2 protein-coding genes and 1 pseudogene are annotated in these 2,045 nt (G+C 35.5%); all 3 read left to right on the plus strand.

Going from position 1 to position 2,045, the window contains the following annotated elements:
• Positions 1-433: pseudogene (locus tag AC1DPQ_RS26185) on the plus strand (LiaF transmembrane domain-containing protein); the annotation flags it as partial.
• A gap of 109 nt (positions 434-542) precedes the next feature.
• On the plus strand, positions 543-1,154 hold the full coding sequence (locus AC1DPQ_RS26190; protein ID WP_477584633.1) for an RDD family protein: 612 nt from the start codon (positions 543-545) through the stop codon (positions 1,152-1,154).
• 258 nt (positions 1,155-1,412) lie between these two features.
• A partial coding sequence (locus tag AC1DPQ_RS26195; RefSeq protein WP_477611355.1) for a carbohydrate binding domain-containing protein occupies positions 1,413-2,045 on the plus strand: 633 nt, incomplete at its 3' end.

Genomic DNA, 2,045 nt, shown 5'->3' on the forward strand with positions numbered 1-2,045 from the left:
GATGGATGATAAAAAGAGTAAATGGAATTTTGGTGATGGTGGTAACGATGTTAACTTTAAATTGAATAAAGAAGCCAACTGGGATATTTTAATGAAACTCGGAGCTGGCGAAGCAAATTTTGATTTTGCCAATTACAAAGTGCGTACCTTCCGCTTTGATGGTGGGGCAGCAGCTTTGGATATTAAATTCGGAGATTTATTGCCAATAACCGACGTAATTGTGAAATCTGGCGTTGCCGATGTTAACATTAAGGTGCCTACCAACTCGGGTTGCCGAATTAAAACCAAAACAGGTTTATCAGCTAAAGATTTCGATGGTTTTGAGAAATTGAGTGATGGTGTTTACGAAACCTCAAACTATAAAACCTCAACCAAAAAAATCTTTATTAATTTAGATGGCGGATTGAGTAACTTTGAAGTAAGCAGATATTAAAAAGGCAGAAGGTTTTAAGGTGGGGGATGTAAGGTTGATTCTTGTAGAAGAAATTTTTATAAAATGCTGATCTTACAATCCCAAAATCTCATCATCCTGATCCAATCCAATGAATCCTGATCAATATATAGTTGTAATTAATGGAAAGCCACAAGGGCCGTATAGTTTAACCGAACTGAAAGATTTAAACATCAGTGCGAATACGTTTATACGTAAACCCGGAATGGACGATTATAAAGAAGCTCACGCAATTCCCGAATTGCGTGAGCTTTTGGGTTTTAGTTATCAAAAAACAGCACCCCAATATTTTGCCGCTTTCGATCAAAGGCTGTTGGCATCGGTAATTGATCATTTTATTATTTTTGGAATATATAGCATTATCATTTTAACGAGTTATATTTTTATTGAAGGCAAAGATCAGCGGATTATGGCTTTTCTAATCCCATTTCCATCCATATTTATTATTAAACTCATTTATGGTAGCATTGCCGAAGCATCAGCCAGTCAGGCCACTATAGGTAAAAAACTTCTCAATATTAAAGTAACCGATTTAGAGGGAAGCCGGGTTTCTTTTTGTGTTTCTCTAGTCAGGAATTTTTCTAAAATCTTATCTGTAATTCCTGTTTTCTTTGGCTATTTATACAGTTTCCTCAATAAGAAAAACCAGTGTTGGCACGATATTGCAGCCAATACGTTGGTGATAAAAGATCGGTTGATATAAGTTAGAAAAGCAAAGTCAATACAACTATTTCGTTACTCGGGCTGTACGCTATATCTTTGGCTGGCCTTCGGCTACGCTCAGGCTTACAGCCAAAGGATGCCGCTTCCATCCCGTTTATGAACCTGGGTCGGTGCAATGATGCCAAACCCACCCACCGTTAAAAAATAAACCAATTTCAATTTCTACTTTCAGTTAAAAGATGTTAAATAAGAATTAAGCTACTATTCTATTGATTAGTTTTAGTGAAATTAATCTAATATGCTACGTATCCTTCTCACCACAATTTTTGTTTTTTATCAACTTACTTCTTTTTGCCAAACTTCAACAGATTCGTTAAAACCTGTTAAGGATGAATATAATTTAGGTTTCGAAAAAACAGTTCCCAAGTCTAAGTCTTCTGTTGGTTGGAGTACGGGTACAACCAAAAGTGGATATAAGGTCGAAATCGATTCAACCCAAAAATATACAGGTAAATATTCCTTGTTGATAGAAAATATCGCCAAAGATGTAGAATCCAATTATGCCATGTCTAATTTAATTATACCTTCAAAATTTGAAGGGAAGGAAGTAGAAATCAAATTTTATCTAAAATTAGAGCATGTTACCGGACATGCAGATTTTCCATTTAGAATTGATGATGAGGATAATGATAAGTTACAATTTACCAATCTACTAGCAAATAGGATATACGGAACGCAAGACTGGAAGCAATATAGCCTAAAGTTACCCCTTCAAAAAGAGGCCACAAAAATTTATCTTTTTCCTATGCTTTACGGTCCAGGCAAACTCTGGCTTGATGATGTTCAGATATTAATTGATGGTGTAGATATCAGTCAGGCAAAAATAAAACCAGATTATAATCCTAATGCCCCACAAGCTATTAATTATGGC

The organism is Pedobacter sp. 01T416_2, assembly GCF_056398925.1.